The sequence below is a fragment of the Streptomyces tuirus genome (genome assembly GCF_014701095.1).
Taxonomy (GTDB): domain Bacteria; phylum Actinomycetota; class Actinomycetes; order Streptomycetales; family Streptomycetaceae; genus Streptomyces; species Streptomyces tuirus.
In genome coordinates, this window is record NZ_AP023439.1 from 5,934,812 (window position 1) to 5,954,344 (window position 19,533).

Annotated in this window: 11 protein-coding genes and 2 pseudogenes; 3 read left to right on the top strand and 10 right to left on the bottom strand. The window is 69.8% G+C overall.

Annotated elements, in window-relative coordinates; genetic code table 11:
- Window positions 1-49: 49 nt before the first annotated feature.
- A complete protein-coding gene (locus IGS69_RS27065) occupies window positions 50-1,426 on the bottom strand; it encodes a serine/threonine-protein kinase (RefSeq protein ID WP_190903088.1) in 1,377 nt (458 codons plus the stop codon).
- A 139-nt stretch (window positions 1,427-1,565) separates the two neighbouring features.
- Window positions 1,566-2,327, bottom strand: coding sequence for a DUF6338 family protein (locus IGS69_RS27070; RefSeq protein WP_190903089.1), 762 nt, complete (start codon window positions 2,325-2,327; stop codon window positions 1,566-1,568).
- 165 nt (window positions 2,328-2,492) lie between these two features.
- Here IGS69_RS27070 and IGS69_RS27075 point away from each other — a divergent pair, with 165 nt between their 5' ends.
- Window positions 2,493-5,330: a CHAT domain-containing protein gene (locus IGS69_RS27075; protein WP_190903090.1), complete on the top strand. Its 2,838-nt coding sequence runs from the start codon at window positions 2,493-2,495 to the stop codon at window positions 5,328-5,330.
- A 494-nt stretch (window positions 5,331-5,824) separates the two neighbouring features.
- Here the strand turns inward: IGS69_RS27075 and IGS69_RS27080 are convergent, their stop codons facing one another.
- Both IGS69_RS27080 and IGS69_RS27085 read right to left on the bottom strand, forming a co-directional pair.
- Window positions 5,825-7,354, bottom strand: a complete 1,530-nt coding sequence (locus IGS69_RS27080; protein WP_190903091.1) for a helix-turn-helix domain-containing protein — start codon at window positions 7,352-7,354, stop codon at window positions 5,825-5,827.
- An 85-nt stretch (window positions 7,355-7,439) separates the two neighbouring features.
- Window positions 7,440-7,640, bottom strand: coding sequence for a DUF4236 domain-containing protein (locus IGS69_RS27085; protein WP_190903092.1), 201 nt, complete (start codon window positions 7,638-7,640; stop codon window positions 7,440-7,442).
- A gap of 275 nt (window positions 7,641-7,915) precedes the next feature.
- Between IGS69_RS27085 and acnA the strand changes: the two genes are divergently transcribed.
- A complete protein-coding gene (gene acnA / locus IGS69_RS27090) occupies window positions 7,916-10,633 on the top strand; it encodes an aconitate hydratase AcnA (RefSeq protein ID WP_269783183.1) in 2,718 nt (905 codons plus the stop codon).
- Between the two features lie 129 nt (window positions 10,634-10,762).
- Here the strand turns inward: acnA and IGS69_RS27095 are convergent, their stop codons facing one another.
- The 5 genes and pseudogenes from IGS69_RS27095 to IGS69_RS27115 all read right to left on the bottom strand — a co-directional run.
- Entirely contained in the window at window positions 10,763-12,118 is a 1,356-nt protein-coding gene (locus tag IGS69_RS27095) for an ABC transporter substrate-binding protein (RefSeq protein ID WP_190903094.1), read from the bottom strand.
- Window positions 12,119-12,207: 89 nt separating this feature from the next.
- Window positions 12,208-13,506, bottom strand: a complete 1,299-nt coding sequence (locus IGS69_RS27100) for a sugar ABC transporter permease (RefSeq protein WP_190903095.1) — start codon at window positions 13,504-13,506, stop codon at window positions 12,208-12,210.
- Entirely contained in the window at window positions 13,503-14,282 is a 780-nt protein-coding gene (locus IGS69_RS27105; RefSeq protein ID WP_190903096.1) for an ATP-binding cassette domain-containing protein, read from the bottom strand. The genes IGS69_RS27100 and IGS69_RS27105 overlap by 4 nt, the downstream gene beginning before the upstream one ends.
- 14 nt (window positions 14,283-14,296) lie before the next feature.
- Window positions 14,297-15,379 carry a substrate-binding domain-containing protein gene (locus IGS69_RS27110; RefSeq protein WP_190903097.1) on the bottom strand — a complete coding sequence of 361 codons (1,083 nt, stop codon included), beginning with the start codon at window positions 15,377-15,379 and terminating at the stop codon, window positions 14,297-14,299.
- Between the two features lie 458 nt (window positions 15,380-15,837).
- Window positions 15,838-18,429: pseudogene (locus IGS69_RS27115) on the bottom strand (SpoIIE family protein phosphatase); the annotation flags it as partial.
- Window positions 18,430-18,827: 398 nt separating this feature from the next.
- Here IGS69_RS27115 and IGS69_RS27120 point away from each other — a divergent pair.
- Entirely contained in the window at window positions 18,828-19,238 is a 411-nt protein-coding gene (locus IGS69_RS27120; RefSeq protein WP_190903098.1) for an MmpS family transport accessory protein, read from the top strand.
- Between the two features lie 78 nt (window positions 19,239-19,316).
- Here IGS69_RS27120 and IGS69_RS35095 read toward each other — a convergent pair.
- Window positions 19,317-19,436 (bottom strand): annotated as a pseudogene (locus IGS69_RS35095) (hypothetical protein); the annotation flags it as partial.
- Window positions 19,437-19,533: the final 97 nt, after the last annotated feature.

The window sequence follows — 19,533 nt, forward strand, 5'->3', positions numbered from 1 at the left end:
GCCCCCCATCAGGGCCCGCCCATTATCGCGGGTCGCAGGGGCGTACGGGTCAGAAGGGAGTACTGGCCGCGTATGCCTCACGCAACCGCTGAGCGGTGATCCGGGCCTGGGCGGAATGCCGCAGGGAACGCCGTCGGACGCTGCTGTCATCACCGCCCAGGGTGCCCCGGCCCGCCGGGCGTACCGAGGGCCGCGCGCTGTCCCGCTCCGCCGTTCTGTCCGCCGGCGGCTGCCCTGCTGACGGGGAGGCGGGCGCGCCGTCGGCCGGTAGAGGCGCGGGGGTGTCGACACGGGCGAAGAGCAGTCGCGGATCCATGGGTGGCGGCACCTGGGCCGACGGCCCCGGCGGTGTGGACGGGAGCACCTCGGGATCCCGGCGGCTGGGCCGGAACCCGCTCGGCTCCTGCCGGGCCGGCCCAGGCGCTGCCATGCCCGGTTCCTGCCGAGGGGGTGGAGCGTCGACCGGGCCGTCCGACGTAGCTCGCGCTCGGGCCGACTCCTCCGTGGCCGGGCGGCTCACGGCGAGCAGGTCGTCGAGGACATGAGCTGGAGCGGCCGTGTAGTTCGTGAGCCTGCGCCGCGCCTGGGCGACCTTCAGTCCCTGTGCCTCGATGAGCACCCGGCACCGCCGTACGACATCGTCGAGCGCGGGCCGGTCCTCCGGACGGTGGGCCAGCATCGCCGTCAGCAGCGGTGCGAGTTCCTCCGGTGCCCCCGAGAGGTCCGGAGCGGTCGCGGGATCGACGACCTGGTGGAACAGGAGATGGATGTTGTCGGCCCGGTAGGGAGCATGGCCCGAGCAGGCGAACAGCAGCACGGCACCCAGCGCGTACACGTCGACCGCAGGAGTCAGCGGCTTCTCGCCGTTCGCCTGCTCGGGCGGCATGCAGGAGGGCGTGCCGACGACCGTGTTGGCAGCGGTCAGGGACACGCTGGACTCCGCGAACACCGCGAGGCCGAAGTCGATCACCTTCGGTCCGTTGGGGCCGAGGAGCACGTTGGCGGGCTTGAGGTCGCGGTGCAGCAGCCCTTGCTTGTGCACCGTCGCCAGCGCCTCCGCGAGCGTCGCGCCCAGAGAGGCGGTGAGCAGGGCGTCCAGCGGTCCGTGACTGGCCACGTGCCTGCTGAGGTCCAGCCCTTCGACGTACTCGGTCGCCAGCCACGGCGGGTCCGCCTCCGGGTCGGCGTCCAGGAGGGCGGCGATCCGGGCGCCCCACACCGTCTTGAGGATCTCCACCTCCTGGGCGAACCTCAGACGGGTCTCGGAGTCCACGACGGACGGCTTGATCACCTTCACGGCGGCCGGCTCACCGCCCGGCGACTCCCCCAGATACACCTGGCCCATGCCGCCCTGCCCGATCCGCCCGAGCAGCTCGTATCCGCCCAGCTCGGCAGGGTCGTCGGGGCTGAGGGGCGCGATGTGCACGTGGGTCCTCACAATCGGGACTGGCTGCCGGGGCAGGTGTTCATCGGCACGTTAGACCACTCCGTGCAGGCAACAACGGGCGGCGCCGTGCGGCGCGTGCCTTCCGCGTCATCCTTCGTCGGAGGCACCGGTGTCCGGCTCAGTGGTCGGAGGAGGTGTGGGCGGAGCCTGGGTCGGCTCCGGCCGTCTGCCGACGGGCCGGTAGCCCCTCTTCCCGTTGGGGTCCAACCGCGGTCGAGTTTCGGTCACTGGTCGCGTCTCCGTCCGCGCTCACGGGAGGTACTTCGATGAAGTCGAGATACTCCACATCGTCCATCCGAATATAGATCCCGCCGGAATGCTCCAGCGGGCGTTCGAACAGTCCGGTGGCGGACAGAGCCCAAGCGGTCTGCAGATACAGGTCCGCGGCTTCCGGGTAGCTCGACGTGTAGGAGTCCTCGCCGTAGTACCCGCCGATCCAGCGGCCGCTCTTCAGCCGCGCCCGCACCAGGCAGTGGCCCCGGCGCTGGAAGATCCAGTCCCACGCCGTGGGCGTCGGGTCATAGGCCGACCCGCTGCCGCGCGAGCGCAGCCAGGACGCGAACCACGCGGCCAGAGCCGGAACCGCTATCAACAGGGTTGCCGCTGCCACGGCCGCGACCCGCGGAGTCTCTGCCGCGCCCGCCAGCCAGCCGTTACGACGGTCGTACACCAGGTGCACCAACCAAGGGCCTGCGAGTAAGACGTAGACGGTGTCGAGAGCGATGCCCGCCGTCACCGCTCGGAGCACGCGTTCTCCCAGGTCCCTGTGCCCCGGGGCCAGGCCATGGGCGCGTTCGCGGACGAACTGGTAGGTCACGCCGGGAAGCACCAACAGAAGAACGATCACTACCTGGGCGACTGTTGTGGGCGCGTGCGGCATCGCCGTATGTCCTTCCGGATGGCTCGGTCAGGGCTCTTGCAGCCGCTGGTGGCCTGAAGTACCCCCAGTGTCGCGGCAACTTGTGGGCGCCACAGACATACTGCCGTGGCACTTGTGCATGGTTGGGAAACTGGGGGGCGACTGATGCGGGACAACTTGTTCAGGATGCGTACCGCGTGGGTCGACGGCCTTGCGGCTCGGGTTTGTCGCGAACTCGGGCCCGACCGGCGCCGATACGACATGTTCCCCTCATGGGTTACGGACGAGCCGCTGGCGCTCGCCGCCCTGTTGGCCCGCATCGCTGTGGAGGACATCAAGGGCAGCTCTCCGCAGGACATCAGCGACCATCTTCGATCGACCTCCCTCGTCGATTCCAGAGCACCCGGCCCCGTGGTTGCCGAAGACCTCGTCATGCCTGTTCTGCGCTCGGTTCGCAGCGAAGGCGTCCCGTGGCAACGGTGGTGGGACGTCGCCGGCTTCCATGTGCTGCTCATCGAGTTGTGGGCTGGACGCCGACTCTCGACTCGATCCAGGGAGAGGGTGCGTGAGGAACTGACGAGCGTGTGGTGCCTCCCTGCCCAGGACCTGGAAGTCGTCCTCCGCAATGCCGCAGATCCTTACGCCTCGTTGCCGCCGGACCTCCTTCACGCATCGGCCACCGGCAGGGCGAGTACGTGCTTGCAGACCCTTGTCTCCGGCGGCTGGATCAAGATCACCGGGGACGAGGACGTCCTGCGAGCCAGACCGGCACTGACTGGCAGACCTGACCTCGTGGAGGTCGCGAGGCGCCTGCAGCACCGCATGCATCTGGAGAGCGCGGTAGAACGCATCAGGAACCCTTCGGAGGAATTCCTCGCAGGGCTGCGTGAGGATCTTGAGGTGTGGGAAACCCAGATGGGCGAGTTCGCTTCCCACCTGACAGCGTACGAGCTCGCATTGATGGAACCCGAGGTGGGGGACGATCGGTATGCAGATGAGTGTCTCGTGGCAGGTAGGGAAATGTATAAGTCCCCAATGCTGGTGGACGATGCTCTCTTGTGGGAATCGAATGCAGGCGAACTCGGCGCCTCGGTACCCGACTGGATGGTCGAAGAAATCGTCACTTGCGGAACCCGGTTCTTTCACACACAGGTAGGCCCCCACCCGGTCTGGCTGGCCACCGCTGAGACGGACACTCACCTGGCCGCCATGCAAGCGTTGATGGATCCGAGTGCGCGGTGCGGCTTCGGAATCGTGGACTACGGTGATGGCATCAGGATCTGGTTGGTGTTTCCCACGCCTCCCGGCGACCCGGGCCCTCCGATGCGCGCTCCGTACACCTATTCGCTGGCCTGGGTGGAACATGCCTGGGAACTACTGCATCTTGCGACCGTCGGATATGCCCGCCTCACCGTCGTCCGGCTTGTGGACGACGGTGAGCTCAGGCCTGTGGGCAGCATCTGGCTCCCCCTGCCGGAGGAGTTGCGCGCTCAGTGCAAGGAAGCCGCCATCACGGCGCTCCGTCGGCTGGTTGGTGACGAGACGCAGAGCATCAAGCAGAAGATGGCCGGCGAAGGTCTCCATCAGGTCGCCGAGTCGGCCTTCTGGAGCTGCGAGAACGCAAAAGGTGAGGATATCCAGGACGAACTTGTCTTGGTCTCCGACGCCACTGAGTACCGACACTTCATGTCCGCCGCGCGCCGCCTCGCCGGTGCACGTGCACTCCAAGCGTCGCACCTGCTTGACGGAGGAGACGCATCTGGGATGAACGTGGACCTGAAGGCCGCTGTCGAAGAGCGCCAGCGCACTCTGGAACTCCTCCGGGCAACCGCGGGCCGAGGGGAGACGAAAAAGGGTCACAGGAGTGAACCCGAAATACCCCTGCTGGGCGAGCAGACGGCTTTCGTGCATCTGATCAACCGGTACGGGACGATTCAGCTCGCCGCATGCAGGAGTCGTGCAGGCCGCGCACACGTCGATCTTGTCTCGTGTGAGGAGATTTCCCTCGGACGCTTTCCTGAGGTCGTAAGTGAATGGGCAAAGCTACCGCAGGATGCTCCCGGGCGAATGTGGCATCACTTCCTGGAACAGGCCCTCGCCGGCTGCAGTGAAATGGTGGAAGCAATCATCGACATGAACGAGGACGATGATCTTCGTCGATTGATACTCAGTCCCACGGCTCCACTGGAGCTACTGCCACTCCATGCCGTTCCCCTTCGTGCCCCGCGAGCTGTGACTCTGAGCGACGTTTTTGATCATGTCGCTTACGCTCCCACGGCCCGGCTGGCGTCGGCCATCAGGAGCTCCCGGCGACAGCCGGCCGCAGTCGAGGTCCTCGTGGTGGCACACAGCGGTGAGGGGGTGCCCGGCTTTGAGTCGATCGGCGGGCCGCTCTGCGAGGCTGACTTGATCGCCGACCTCTACGACCATGCCGAGGTCCTCGCGCAGGACGAGGCGACCCCCGGCCGTGCTCTGGAAGCGATGACCAGGGCGCGGATCGTCCATGTGGCATCGCACGGCCTGACGCATCTCAACCGCTGGGCTGCCGGAGTCGTGCTGCAAGGCGATTCGCTCGGAGCAGCCACTTTGACCACGAGCAGAATCCTCGCCGAAGGCGCCTTCAGCAGCGTCGACCTGGTCATCCTGAATGCTTGCAGGACAGGCACGCACGAAGGAATCGGTCGTACCGTGCAGACCTTGCGCAGTCTCGAGTCCGCGTTCCTGGCTCGCGGAGCGAAGGCGGTCGTTTCCACACTCTGGGAGATCACAGATCTGCAAGGCGTCGTCTTCTCTGCTGTACTCCATGCCTATCTCGGCGCAGGCGTGAACCCTCAGACCGCTTTCACTGACACCACTCGGTACCTCCGTACACGTCAGTGGGAAGTGCCCTCTCAGGGAGGGCCGTTGCTCTCCGCCGAGTCGGCCATTCACTCGGTGCTTCCGGACTGGCGAAGCCATCTGGATCAACAGGTCATGGACAACCCGCTGTTCTGGGCCGCCTTCAAGATCACCGGAGCTGTGTGAGTCCCAATTCTAGCTCAAGTCCCGTCGGCTCTCCGCCAGGCACGGCCGTGCTCGATCCCACCCGGACTCGGGTCGCGGTGCTGGCGGCGACCGACACCGATGTCCACCGCGACGCTCTCGGATAGCGGGAAGTCGTCCCTGGCACCTTCTTCGCCCTTGTCGTCACAGTGGGCCGAGATCCTTCCGGCCCCGTGAAGAAGGACGTGGGCGTTACCAGCACCGTGCTGCGGACCCACCGCTGGATTCCGGCCGCAGGGGTGCGGAGACCACGCTGCTCCGGCCGGACGTAACGCTCGGGGTCTTCGGCGAGGCGCTCGGAGCCTCGGCTTACTCACGCTGGCGTGCGGCCGTATCACCTGGCCCCTGGTGAGAACCGTTCTCGATGAACGAACGCGTGACGTGCATGTCCCAGAAGTCCCAGGGGCAACTGCGAGTCCCCCCTGCCCCGCATCTGTGCAGGTCAGGAGGGGTTTCGCGCGGCTTTCCCAGAGCCTTCAGATGTCCCGGAACGTCTCGATCTGCGCCCCCACCGAGTTCAGCCGCTCCGCCAGGTCCTCGTAACCCCGGTTGATGACGTACACGTTGCGCAGCACCGACGTGCCCTCGGCCGCCATCATCGCGAGGAGGACGACCACCGCAGGGCGCAGCGCCGGCGGGCACATCATCTCGGCGGCGCGCCAGCGCGTCGGGCCCTCGACCAGGACGCGGTGGGGGTCCAGGAGCTGGAGGCGGCCGCCGAGGCGGTTCAGGTCCGTGAGGTAGATCGCGCGGTTGTCGTAGACCCAGTCGTGGATGAGGGTCTTGCCCTGGGCGACCGCCGCGATGGCCGCGAAGAACGGGACGTTGTCGATGTTCAGGCCGGGGAACGGCATGGGGTGGATCTTGTCGATCGGCGCCTCCAGCTTGGAGGGGCGGACGGTGAGGTCCACCAGGCGCGTACGGCCGTTGTCGGCGAAGTACTCCGGCGTGCGGTCGTGGTCGAGGCCCATCTCCTCCAGGACCGCCAGCTCGATCTCCAGGAACTCGATCGGCACCCGGCGCACCGTCAGCTCCGACTCGGTGACCACGGCCGCCGCGACCAGGCTCATCGCCTCGACCGGGTCCTCGGAGGGGGAGTAGTCCACGTCGACGTCGATGGTCGGCACGCCGTGCACGGTCAGGGTGGTGGTGCCGATGCCGTCGACCTTGACGCCGAGCGCCTCCAGGAAGAAGCAGAGGTCCTGGACCATGTAGTTGGACGAGGCGTTGCGGATGACGGTGATGCCGTCGTGCCGGGCGGCCGCGAGCAGCGCGTTCTCGGTCACCGTGTCGCCGCGCTCGGTGAGGACGATCGGGCGGTCGGGGCTGACCGCGCGGTCCACCTGGGCGTGGTACTGGCCCTCGGTGGCGGCGATGTCCAGACCGAACCGGCGCAGCGCGATCATGTGCGGCTCGACGGTGCGCGTACCGAGGTCGCAGCCGCCGGCGTACGGCAGCTTGAACGAGTCCATGCGGTGCAGCAGCGGGCCGAGGAACATGATGATGGAGCGGGTGCGGCGGGCCGCGTCCGCGTCGATCGCCGCCAGGTCCAGCTCGGCCGACGGCACGATCTCCAGGTCGACACCGTCGTTGATCCACCGGGTGCGCACACCGATGGAGCCCAGCACCTCCAGGAGGCGGTACACCTCCTCGATGCGGGCGACGCGGCGCAGCACCGTGCGCCCCTCGTTGAGCAGTGAGGCGCACAGCAGCGCCACGCACGCGTTCTTGCTCGTCTTCACGTCGATGGCACCGGACAGCCGGCGCCCGCCGACCACGCGCAGATGCATCGGACCGGCGTAGCCGAGGGACACGATCTCGCTGTCGAGGGCCTCCCCGATGCGAGCGATCATCTCAAGGCTGATGTTCTGGTTGCCGCGCTCGATCCGGTTGACGGCGCTCTGGCTGGTGCCGAGCGCCTCCGCCAGCTGCGACTGAGTCCAGCCCCGGTGCTGCCGGGCGTCACGGATGAGCTTGCCGATGCGTACGAGGTAGTCGTCTGCCATGGGCTTGAGGTTATCTCAGATATGAGATGTCACCCGACCGGGGGGGTCCGAACGGGTGACGGGCTGTCAATCCCGCCCGGCGGCCTCAGCGTCGACGCGCCTTGGTGGTGCGCCGCCATCCGAAAGGTCCGGGCAGATCCATCGATGTCGTACGACGTCCGGTGCTGCTGCGGGTGTAACGCGGGCCGTTCTTTCCGCCGCCGGTGGTGATGGACCAGGAGCGCTTGTTGATGTTCAGGCGCACCCCCGGAAGGATCCGGAAACTCTTGCGGAACGTGAGCGGCATGCCTGTCTCCCCTTCGTATGGCGTGGATGTCGTGCGTGGGTACCCGGTTCGGATACCCGGGAAAGAGGCGCACATGACCGCACGGTGGACGCCGGGGCATGACCATCCGGCGCTCGTGTACTAGAGTTATCTCGACATCGAGATATCTGCCGAGAGAGCACTCCAGCCGCCACCCCGGTAAGGGTTACCTAACTTAGCCTTACCTTAGCGGATCGGCCAAGATGCCGTGGCGGCAGGATCGTGGTGGTACGCGCACATCAATGAAGGAGACTGTCGTGTCGGCGAACAGCTTCGACGCCCGCAGCACGCTGCAGGTGGGCGACGAGTCGTACGAGATCTTCCGGCTGGACAAGGTGGAGGGCTCGGCTCGCCTGCCCTACAGCCTCAAGGTCCTGCTGGAGAACCTGCTCCGCACGGAGGACGGCGCGAACATCACCGCCGACCACATCCGTGCCCTCGGTGGATGGGACTCGCAGGCCCAGCCCAGCCAGGAGATCCAGTTCACGCCGGCCCGCGTGATCATGCAGGACTTCACCGGCGTCCCCTGTGTCGTGGACCTCGCGACCATGCGTGAGGCCGTGAAGGAGCTGGGCGGCGACCCTGCGAAGATCAACCCGCTGGCCCCGGCCGAGCTGGTCATCGACCACTCCGTCATCGCCGACAAGTTCGGCACCCGCGACGCCTTCGCGCAGAACGTCGAGCTGGAGTACGGCCGCAACAAGGAGCGCTACCAGTTCCTGCGCTGGGGCCAGACCGCGTTCGACGAGTTCAAGGTCGTACCCCCGGGCACCGGCATCGTCCACCAGGTGAACATCGAGCACCTGGCGCGTACGGTCATGGTCCGAGGCGGCCAGGCGTACCCCGACACCCTCGTCGGCACCGACTCGCACACCACCATGGTCAACGGCCTCGGCGTGCTCGGCTGGGGCGTCGGCGGCATCGAGGCCGAGGCCGCCATGCTCGGCCAGCCGGTCTCCATGCTGATCCCGCGCGTCGTCGGCTTCAAGCTGACCGGCGAGCTGCAGCCCGGCACCACCGCCACCGACCTCGTCCTCACGATCACCGAGATGCTGCGCAAGCACGGCGTCGTCGGCAAGTTCGTCGAGTTCTACGGCGAGGGCGTCGCCGCCACCTCCCTGGCCAACCGCGCCACCATCGGCAACATGTCGCCGGAGTTCGGCTCCACCGCCGCGATCTTCCCGATCGACGACGAAACGATCAACTACATGCGGCTCACCGGCCGCAGCGAGCAGCAGCTCGCGCTGGTCGAGGCGTACGCCAAGGAGCAGGGCCTCTGGCTGGACCCGGCCGCCGAGCCGGACTTCTCCGAGAAGCTGGAGCTGGACCTGGCGACGGTCGTCCCGTCGATCGCCGGCCCGAAGCGCCCGCAGGACCGCATCGTCCTCGCCAACGCCGCCGAGCAGTTCAAGACGGACGTCCTCAACTACGTCGACACCGTGGACGAGGCCGGCCAGGAGTCCTTCCCGGCCTCCGACGCCCCGGCCATCACCCCGAACGGCGCCCCGTCCAACCCGGTCACCGTGACCGCCCCCGACGGCACGTCGTACGAGATCGACCACGGCGCGGTGACGGTCGCGGCCATCACCTCCTGCACCAACACCTCTAACCCGTACGTCATGGTCGCCGCCGCCCTGGTGGCCAAGAAGGCGGTGGAGAGGGGCCTGACCCGCAAGCCGTGGGTCAAGACCACCCTCGCCCCGGGCTCCAAGGTCGTCACCGACTACTTCGAGAAGGCGGGCCTGACCCCCTACCTCGACAAGGTCGGCTTCAACCTCGTCGGCTACGGCTGCACCACCTGCATCGGCAACTCCGGCCCGCTGCCGGAGGAGGTCTCCAAGGCCGTCAACGACCACGACCTCGCGGTCACCTCGGTCCTCTCCGGCAACCGGAACTTCGAGGGCCGTATCAACCCCGACGTCAAGATGAACTACCTGGCGTCCCCGCCGCTGGTCGTGGCCTACGCGCTCGCCGGCTCCATGAAGGTCGACATCACCCGGGACGCCCTGGGCGCCGACCAGGACGGCAACCCGGTCTTCCTGAAGGACATCTGGCCCTCCGAGGCCGAGGTGAACGACGTCGTCGCCAACGCCATCGGCGAGGACATGTTCTCCAAGTCCTACAGCGACGTCTTCGCGGGCGACGCCCAGTGGCAGGCGCTGCCGATCCCGACCGGCAACACCTTCGAGTGGGACGCCGAGTCCACCTACGTCCGCAAGCCCCCGTACTTCGAGGGCATGGCCCACGAGCCGGCCCCGGTCGAGAACATCTCCGGCGCCCGGGTGCTCGCCAAGCTGGGCGACTCGGTGACGACGGACCACATCTCGCCCGCCGGCGCCATCAAGGCCGACACCCCGGCCGGCAAGTACCTCACCGAGCACGGTGTGGAGCGTCGTGACTTCAACAGCTACGGCTCGCGCCGAGGCAACCACGAGGTCATGATCCGCGGCACGTTCGCCAACATCCGCCTGCGCAACCAGATCGCGCCGGGCACCGAGGGCGGCTACACCCGCGACTTCACCCAGGCCGACGCGCCGGTGTCGTTCATCTACGACGCCTCGCAGAACTACCAGGCCGCCGGCACCCCGCTGGTCGTCCTGGCCGGCAAGGAGTACGGCTCCGGCTCGTCCCGGGACTGGGCCGCCAAGGGCACCGCGCTCCTCGGCGTCAAGGCCGTCATCGCCGAGTCCTACGAGCGCATCCACCGCTCGAACCTCATCGGCATGGGCGTGCTCCCGCTCCAGTTCCCGGAGGGCCAGTCGGCCGCGTCCCTCGGCCTCACCGGTGAGGAGACCTTCGACTTCACCGGCGTCGAGGAGCTCAACAACGGCACCACCCCCCGCACGGTGAAGGTCACCACCGACACCGGCGTCGAGTTCGACGCGGTCGTCCGCATCGACACCCCCGGCGAGGCGGACTACTACCGCAACGGCGGCATCATGCAGTACGTGCTGCGCAGCCTGATCCGCAAGTAAGCGGACCGGCAGGGCAGTTCACGGCAGTTCGAGGGCCGCGTTCCCGGGTGACCGGGGGCGCGGCCCGCGCCGTTCCCTTACTCTCCGGGCCGTTCGCGGACTCCCCGGGCAGGACCCAGGATCCGCCGGTCACCCGCCCCGGTACTTCGCCGCCGCGGCCTGGGCCAGGTCCTGGGACTTGTCCAGGGCCGCGTCCACCGACTGCTGCCCGGCGATGGCCGCGGCGATCTGCTGGGAGACCGCCGTACCCAGCACGGCGAACTCCGGGATGCCGAGGAAGCCGATGCCCTGGTAGGGGCGGGGGCCCACGCCCGGGTTCCTCGGGTCGGCGGAGTCCGTCGCCGCCGTGAACTCCTGCCGGTACCAGGCACCGGCAGCCTGCTGGTACTCGGGCTTCTCGTAGAGCGACATGCGGTTCCCGGCGGGCGCCGAGGTCCAGCCCACCTCCTGGCCGACCAGCTCCTGGAACTCCTTGGAGGAGGCCCAGGAGATGAACTCCCAGGCGGAGTCCTTGTTCCCGGAGGCCTGCTGGACGCCCCAGGCCCAGGTCCACAGCCAGCCGGCCTTGGCGGTCCTGTCGTGCGGGGCGGGGACGTAGCCCACCTTGCCCTTGACCGAGGAACCGTCGGCCTCGATCGACGAGGCCAGCGACGTGGCGTCGTACATCATGGCGCACTTGCCCTCGACGAAACGGTCCAGGATCTCCAGCACGCCCATCCGTTCGGCGCCGGGCTGGCCGTGGGTGCGGAGCAGGTCGACGTAGAACCCGACGGCCTTCTTGAACTCCGGTGAGGTCAGGCGGGCGTTCCAGTCCATGTCGTACCAGGCGCCGCCGAAGGTGTTGACGACCGTGTTGATGGGGGCGAGGTTCTGGCCCCAGCCGGGCAGGCCGCGCAGGCAGATGCCGCTCGCGCCCTCGGAGCCGTCGACCCGCGAGGCGAGGTCGGCGACCTGCTCCCAGGTCGGGTCCGGCGGCATGGTCAGCCCGCCCTTGCGGAACAGGTCCTTGCGGTACATCAGGAAGGAGCCCTCGCCGTAGAAGGGTTCGGCGTAGAGCTTGCCGTCCTCCCCGGTCAGCGAGGACGCCAGGTTCGGGAAGACGTCGTCCTGGTCGAAGTCCTCGTCGGCCTTCACATAGGAGTCCAGCGGGGCGAGCCAGCCGTTGTCCGCGTAGATCGGCACCTCGTAGGCGCTGACGCTCGCCACGTCGTAGGTGCCGGCCTGGGTGGCGAACTCGCGGTTCATCTTCTCCCGCGCCTCGTTCTCCGGCAGCAGCGTGTAGTCGACGGAGATGCCGGTCTCCGCCGTGAAGTGCTTCTTGGTGAGCTTCTTGAGGGTCTGGATCTGCGGCACGTCCGTCGCGAGCACACGGAGGCCGGCCCGCTCCTCGCCGCCGGACGGATCGGTGTCACCGCACCCGGCGAGGACCAGACCGGCGGCAGCCGTGAGAGCCACGGCCGCCTGAATGAGGCGGCTGCGTTCCATGACACATCGCCTTGTACCCACGTGTGCCGCTTGTTAGGCATTTTGTAAGAAAAAGGAATGATGGGTGCATTTTCCAAGCAGGTCTGCGCTCAGGGGCGGCCGCGTCTGGCCTGAGCGCGCCGGGACAACGCGTCCGCCGCCACGGCGGCCAGCAGCACCCCGCCGGTGATCATGAACTGCACGGCGTCCTGGACCCCCAGCAGCCCCATGCCCGAGGCGATCGACTGGATGACCACCACACCGAGCAGCACCGACCAGGGCGAGCCCCGCCCGCCGAACAGACTCGTCCCGCCGATGACGGCCGCCGCGATCGCGTTGATCAGCAGCATCCCCGAACCGGCGGCACGCGCCGTCGTGGGGCTCGCCGAGGTCAGCCCCGAGGCCACGAACAGTCCGCCGAACGCGGCCAGCGTCCCCGACACCATGAACATCGCGACCCGCACCCGCTCCACCCCGATGCCGGCCCGCCGCGCCGCCTCGACCCCGCCGCCGAGCGCGTAGACCTGCCGCCCGTAACGGGTGCGGCGCAGCACGTAGTCCGAGACGACCAGGACCACCAGGAAGATCAGCAGCGCGAGCGGCAGTCCCTGGAACCGGTTGAGGGTGTGGGCCGCGGCGAACGCGACCACCGCGAGCAGAGCGGTGCGCAACCAGATCTCGCCCCCGGGCCGGTAGGGCATCCCGGTCGCCCGGTGGCGGCTCCGCCGGCGGCGGGCGGCCAGGAAGTACCCGCCCGTGCCGAGCGCCGCGACCGCGTACGCCGCCAGGTCGTTGTCGAAGTGCCGGCTGGTCAGGGAGGCGACCAGGCCGTCCTCGTCGATGTTGATCGTGCCGCTCGCCCCCAGCAGGTAGAGCGTCAGACCGTTCCAGATCAGCAGCCCGGCCAGTGTCACCACGAACGCGGGCACGCCGAACCAGGCATGGAAGAACCCGTGGAAGGCGCCCACCGCCGTGCCCGCGGCCACCGCCACGATCACCGCCAGCCACTCCGGCACCCCGTGGTTCACGTTGAGCACGGCGAACGCCGCCCCCGCCAGGCCGCTGACCGAGCCCACCGACAGATCGATCTCCCGGATCAGCAGCACGAACACGATGCCGACGGCGACCAGCCCGGTCCCGACGATGTCCACGCTCAGGTTGGACAGGTTGCGCGGCGAGAGGAACTTGTCGTCCAGCCCCTGGAAGACGATCCAGATCACGATCAGCCCGGTGATGACCAGCAGCGGCCCCCGCTCGCCGTCGCGCACACCGCCGCGGAGGTCCCGGACGTACTCCCGCACACTGTCCTGCCAGCCGCGGGCGGCGCCTGGCTCGCGGCCGGTGGTGACCGGCCCGGCACTGCCCGTCCCGGCCGGCCCGCCGTCCCCGCGCGGCCCCCCGCGGCTCACGGCCACGCCTCCTCGTCGCCCTTCGTCCGATGGGCCACGGCGTTGTCCGCGGCCCCGGTGACGGAGGAGATGATCTGCTCCTGGGTCACGGTGCTCACGTCGAACAGACCGTTGTTGCGGCCCAGCCGCAGCACGGCGACCCGGTCCGCGACGGCCTTGATGTCGCCCATGTTGTGACTGATGAGGATGATCGCCATCCCGCGGTCGCGCACGCCCTCGATCAGGTCGAGCAGATGGCTGGTCTGCTCCACGCCCAGGGCGGCGGTCGGCTCGTCGAGCTGCAGCACCTTGGGCGAGCCCATCAGCGAGCGGGAGATCGCCACGGCCTGCCGCTGCCCGGCCGACAGTGCCGCGACCGGCATCCGCACGTCGGGGATGCGGATCGACAGGGCCCGCATCAGATCACGGGCGCGGCGCTCCATCTCGACCTCGTCGAGGACGCCCACCCGGTCGATCTCGCGGCCGAGGAAGAGATTGCCGACCACGTCCAGGTTGTCGCACATGGCGAGGTCCTGGTAGACGGTCGCGATGCCCAGGGCGTGGGCGTCGTGCGGGCGCCTGATCTGCACCAGGCGCCCCTCCCACTCGATGATGCCCCGGTCGGCTGGGCTGACCCCGGAGATCACCTTGACCAGTGTGGACTTGCCGGCTCCGTTGTCACCGGCCAGGGCCACGACCTCCCCGGCCCGGACCTGGAGATCGACGTCCACGAGCGCCTGGACGCCGCCGAAGCGCTTGGTGATGCCGCGCAACGCCAGTACGGGGGGATGGGCCACGGGGACCACCTCGCTCACCGGGTGAGCCCGGCCCGGTCACAGGCCGGGCGGAGCTTCGGGGTGCAGATCTGGTCGATCGTGTAGACGGCGTCCCGCACGAGCGTCCGGCCGATCGTCTCGCGCGTCACGGCGGTCGGGGTGAGCAGGATCGCCGGGACGTCCTTCGTCGTGGGGCTGTCCACCTGCGTCGTGACCAGGGCGTCGATGTCGTTGCCGCGCGCCAGGGCGACGGCCATCGCGGCGGCCGCCTCGGTCTCCAGCCGGAACGGCTTGTAGACGGTCATGTACTGCTCGCCCTCGACGATGCGCTGCACGGCGTCGAGGTCGGCGTCCTGCCCGGTGACCGGGGGCAGCGGCGAGACACGGGCGCTCTTGAGGGCCGAGACGACACCGGCCGCGATCGAGTCGTTGGCCGCGAGCACCCCGTCGATCCGGCTCGGGCCGAGGTCGCTGATCGCGGCGGACATCTGGTCGTGCGCGTTCTCCGTGCGCCACCCGAGGGTGTTGTACGACTTCAGGATCCGCACCTGGCCCTCCAGGACGGACCGGGCTCCGCCCTCGTACCAGGCGGCGTTGGGGCTGGAGGGGTCGCCGTTCATCATGACGACACCGCCGCCGTCGGCCCTGGCACCCATGCCGTCCAGGAGCGCCCGGCCCTGGAGCCTGCCGACCCGGGCGCCGTCGAAACTGACGAAACCCGAGATCGGCCCCTCGGCGAGGCGGTCGTAGGCGACGACCGGGATGCCCTCGCGGTGTGCCGCGCGGACCGAGGAACGCAGGGCCTTGGGGTCGACGACGTCCAGCATCAGGACCGAGACGCCCCGGGTGATCATGGAGTTCATCTGCTGCCGCTGGCTCGCCGCGTCGTTCTCGGCGTTGGCGTACACGACCGTGCACTCGGGGCACAGCTCCTTCACCCGCTTCTCGATCAGCGGCTTGTCGGACTTCTCCCAGCGGGGCACGGCCCGGCTCGGCAGCAGCAGCCCGACGGTCAGCTCACCCTCGCCCTCCCCGGCGCTGTCGGTACACCCGGCGAGGGAGACGGCCAGGAGGACCGCCAGCAGTCCGGCGACGCCGCGCAGGCCAAGGCCACGCATCAGGGGCCTCCCCCGTCGGCCCGGTTCCGGCGTGAGGACGGGGGAGGCTCGGCGACGCCGTCGCCGATGTGCTCCATGGCCCGGTCGAGCCCCACGGCCTGCTCACCCCTGTGCCCTGCGTCCTTGTCGCCCCTGCGGTCCGCGTCCTGCTCCCCGTCGCGGCCCGGCGCTCGGCCGCGGTCATGGCCGCGGTCCGTGGCGCGGTCGTCGTCACGGCCCGTCGCCGGTTCGCCGTCGCGGTCCGTGACGCGGTCGTCGTCGCGGTGCGTCGGGCGGTCGGTGTCGCGGTTTGTGGCTGGTTCGCCGTCGCGGGGCCGGCCCTGCTCGCGGGCCTTGCGGCGGTCCCGGTTCCGGACCAGGCCCCAGCTCCGGTCGCGGCCCAGGCCCCAGCCACGGCCCGGCTTCCGCTCCTCCTCCGGCTCCTCCTCCGGTTCGTCGTCCGGCTCCTCGCCCTCCTCGGGCTCCCGTTCCGGACGGGTGACGACGATCTCGCTCCATACCTGCTTGCCGCCGCCCACCGGCACCGAGCCCCAGGCCGCCGACACCGCCTCGACCAGGAAGAGCCCGCGGCCGCCCGTCGACTCCCAGTCCACGACCACCGGCTTGGCCGGCGCCCGGGGCGAGGAGTCGCTCACGGTCACCCGCAGCCGGTCCGCCGCCAGGGTCAGCTCCACCCGGACCGCGCCCTGCGTGTGCACCAGCGCGTTGGTGACCAGCTCCGACACCACCAGCAGGACCGTGTCGGCCTCGGCCGCGATGCCCCACGAACGCAGCGTGCGCGCACTGAACCTGCGCGCGTGCATCACCGCGTCCGGCAGCCGCCACACCACCCAGCTCGCCCGCACCGGCCGGACCCGCATCCCGTCGTAGCGCAGCAGCAGCACCGCCACGTCGTCCTCACGGCGCCGGTCCTCGCCGAGCAGCGCGTCGGCCATCCCCCCGAGGTCGGCGGGATCGGCCTCGGCGAGCGACCGGCGGACGAGCCGCATGCCCTCGTCCACCTGCAGATCCGCCGACTCGACCAGACCGTCCGTGACCAGCGCGAGCACCGAGCCCGGGGCGAGCGCCAGTGCCGTCAGCGGGAACTCCGCGTCCGCGAGGACGCCCAGGGGGAGCCCGCCCTCGACGGCGATCTCCGCGGTGCTGCCGTCGGGATGCCGTACGAGCGGGGCCAGATGCCCGGCCCGGACGAACAGCGCGTTGCCCTCCTCCATGTCGAGCTCGACGTAGCAGCAGGTGGCGAACAGGTCCGTCTCCATGCCGACGAGCAGCCGGTTGGCGTGCGCGACGACCACGTCCGGCGGATGACCCTCCACGGCGTAGGCCCTGACCGCCGTACGCATCTGGCCCATGATCGTCGCGGCCCCGGCGCTGTGCCCCTGCACATCACCGATGACCAGGGCGACCTTGCTCTCCGACAGCGCGATCACGTCGTACCAGTCGCCGCCCACCTGGAGCCCGCGCCGGGCCGGCAGATAGCGGGCCACCGCGGTGCCCCCGGGCAGCCGGGGAAGCCGGCGCGGCAGCAGGCTGCGCTGGAGCATCGTCGCGAGCTCCTGCTCGGCGTCGTAGGCGTGCGCGCGCTTCAGGGCCTGCCCGACCAGGCCCGCCGTCGCGGTCAGCAGGGCCCGTTCCTCGGGGGCGAACTCGTGCGGGGTGTCCCAGCCGACCAGGCACACCCCCGCGACTCCGCTCTTGGCCGGCAGCGGCAGCACCGCGAGGCCGCCGGGACCGATCCCCGCGAGCCCGGGTTCCAGCACGGAACCCGCCGGCCACAGGCTCATCCGCCCGTCCCGCAGCGCCGCCTGGAGCGTGGGCAGGGCGGTGACCGGCGCGTCGGGCCACTCCGAGCGCCACTCGCGCCGCCACAGCTCCGGCCAGGCACCCGCACGCGGCGGATCGAGCACGGTGACCGCGAGCCGGTCCTCCAGCAGTTCGGCGAGTGCCACCCGGTCGGCACCGAGCGGCTCGCGCAGCGCGGCGACCACCACCCGGCTGACGTCCCGTACGGTCGTGGCGTCGTCGAGCGCGGCCGTCAGCCACTGGATCCGGGCGACGTCGCTGGCGCTGCGGCGCAGCACCGGCGCCGCGCTCACCACGCCCAGCACCCGCTCCGGGGTGCCGTCGGGCCCCTTCAGCACGCGGCAGTTCAGCCGCAGCCAGCACAGTTCACCGGTCGGGCGGCGGATCCGGAACTCCAGCTCACGCCGGCCCGGGGTCTGCGCGGACGGCTCGATGACCGACATCAGCGCCGGGACGTCCTCCGGGACGCTGCAGGAGAGCAGGGTGTCGGTCTTGCCGTCGAAACCGCCCTCGGGGATGCCGACGAGTTCGAGCAGGGCCGGATCCGTCTCGACCAGCCCGGTGCCGGGCGACAGGGCGAAGGACCCGACGCCCATGGCGCGCAGGGCCGAATCCAGCAGGGGTGAGGGCGCCGACCGGTCGGCCTCGCCGCGCAGCCGCTCGGCGACGGCTTCGGCGTATCGCTCCAGGAACTCCTGCTGTTCGGCGCCGAACCCTTCCCCGGCCTCTCCGACCACGACGAGACAGCCCAGCCACCCGCCGGCGGCCCCCAGCGGCAGCGCCCCGAGGGGTGCGGCCGTGGCCTCGGCTTCCTCAGATCCGGGCAGCACCGCGCTCGCGAGCCATACGGCCCGCCCGCGCAGAAACGCCTCGGCGACGGCCGGACAACCGCGCCCCGGGTCGGTCGGGCCCGGGGATGCCGAGGTGGGAGCGCCGTGGGGAGCGGCAGGGGATTCCGCCCCGGGGGAGTAGCTCGGCCCGGTGCCCGGAGCTCCCGCGGAATCCGGGAGCGGCACCCGCCCCGGCAACTGGTACCGCTGCTCGGACTCGGCCCCGGCCGACTCCACCAGGCGCAGCTCCGCGCCGTCCTCACTGCGCACGTACACCGCCGCCAGCGCCACCCCGGCGAACGCCAGCAGCCGCGCTCGGGCGGCCGTCTCCGGAGCGGGACGAGGCGGACCGGTGCCCCCGTTCCCCGGCGCCCGAAGAGCGGGGACCGCGGCCCGGGCATCGCCGTGATGGGGCATGTCCGCATCCACCTCCCGTCCATGCCGCAGCCACCGGCAGGTGGGAGTCCCCGGGACTCAGGCGACGACGACGCGGGCACGGGACCGGCGGCGCGGGGTCGCGCCTCCCATGGCGGATCCACGCCGCTCATGAGCGGCAGGGCACCCTCACAACAGAATCGCACACCTGGATAACAGCGACATATGGGGCGCGTGACCGGCTGGGTCGACGCCCATGCACCGGAGACGACGTAGCAGAACGTCGTGCTCATGCCCGGGGCCAGGCAGCCGTTCCAGCCGGCGTTGTGGACCATCACAGCCCGGCCGTTGCAGGTGGCGAGGCCGGTCGGAGCAAGTTGACTTTACCTTTCCTTTGCGGTTGGCTGCGGATCCGACCATCATGATCCGGGGGGATCCACGTGAACCGCGCTCTTCGTGCAGCCTTCTGCTCCGTCGCGGTCGGCGCTCTCGCGCTCGGCCTCAGCTCCTGCTCCGAGGCGGTCGACCAGGTCGACAAGGCGGTGAACGAGACGTACGAGGTCACCTACGAGGTCACGGGGAAGAACATCGACTCGATCGACTTCCACGGCGGCGGTGGCAAGGCCATGGAGCCGAAGATCGAGTCGGTGTCGAAGCCGGAGCTGCCCTGGAAGAAGACGGTCACGCTGCGCGGCATCATGCCCGCTGCCGTGATGCCGGTCGCCACGGACCCCGAAGGGGCCCAGGTCACCTGCAAGATCATCTACAAGGGCAAGGTGCTCGAGGAGCAAAGTGCCAAGGGCCTGGTGACCGCCGGCGGTTGCACCGCGGAGTCCCCGATCACGGAGTGATCGCGCGGGTGTTCCACGGTCTCGGGTGTTCCACGGTCTCGGCTGCCTCGCGGCAGAGACCGACGCGGCCCGAGTGCGCTCCCTGATCTGGAAATCCATCGGCCCGTGCTGCACCTGGAGCACGGCGTCGGCCTCGAACTCCCCGTCCAGCGGCACGAAATGGCCGTACGCGGCCCGGGCCCGGTCCGTGCCGCGGTCGCCGGCTCCCCGTGCACCGTCTCCACCAGCGGACCCGATCCCCGGATCAGGGCCGCCGGCTGCCGACCGCCCGGAAGGCGGCGGGCGGCAGCCAGGC

Excerpts from the sequence above, each read along its gene's own strand:
- IGS69_RS27070 (WP_190903089.1), bottom strand. The coding sequence starts at position 2,327 with ATGCCGCACGCGCCCACAACAGTCGCCCAGGTAGTGATCGTTCTTCTG.
- IGS69_RS27075 (WP_190903090.1), top strand. The coding sequence starts at position 2,493 with ATGCGTACCGCGTGGGTCGACGGCCTTGCGGCTCGGGTTTGTCGCGAA.
- IGS69_RS27080 (WP_190903091.1), bottom strand. The coding sequence starts at position 7,354 with ATGGCAGACGACTACCTCGTACGCATCGGCAAGCTCATCCGTGACGCC.
- IGS69_RS27085 (WP_190903092.1), bottom strand. The coding sequence starts at position 7,640 with ATGCCGCTCACGTTCCGCAAGAGTTTCCGGATCCTTCCGGGGGTGCGC.
- IGS69_RS27095 (WP_190903094.1), bottom strand. The coding sequence starts at position 12,118 with ATGGAACGCAGCCGCCTCATTCAGGCGGCCGTGGCTCTCACGGCTGCC.
- IGS69_RS27110 (WP_190903097.1), bottom strand. The coding sequence starts at position 15,379 with ATGCGTGGCCTTGGCCTGCGCGGCGTCGCCGGACTGCTGGCGGTCCTC.